Source organism: Photorhabdus stackebrandtii (assembly GCF_011189495.1).
Taxonomy (GTDB): Bacteria; Pseudomonadota; Gammaproteobacteria; order Enterobacterales; family Enterobacteriaceae; genus Photorhabdus; species Photorhabdus khanii.
This window is the reverse complement of sequence record NZ_PUJV01000206.1, coordinates 1-256: the sequence shown is the minus strand read 5'-3', so window position 1 is coordinate 256 and position 256 is coordinate 1. Positions and strand designations below refer to the sequence as shown.

General features: G+C 50.4%; 1 pseudogene. It reads left to right on the top strand.

Annotated features, from left to right (window positions below):
* Nucleotides 1-119: 119 nt before the first annotated feature.
* Nucleotides 120-256, top strand: a pseudogene (locus tag C5470_RS23970) (group II intron reverse transcriptase/maturase); the annotation flags it as partial.

Genomic DNA, 256 nt, shown 5'->3' with positions numbered 1-256 from the left:
TGACACCATCGTTATTCGTCATTCAATCCCCTTGACTAATACCCCTTCCGGCGACAATCCACCTTCGCTGATATCTTCCGATTTACAGAGCACTGGCGAATGTTACCTTTTGCGTTCGGGGCGTGATTGGTCCTTTGCTTGCGAACCTTTTCCTGCATTATGCTCTGGATACCTGGCTTACCCGCCATCATCCAGAAACCGTCTTTGAGCGCTATGCGGATGATGCAGTGCTCCATTGCAAAACGCGATGTGGTGC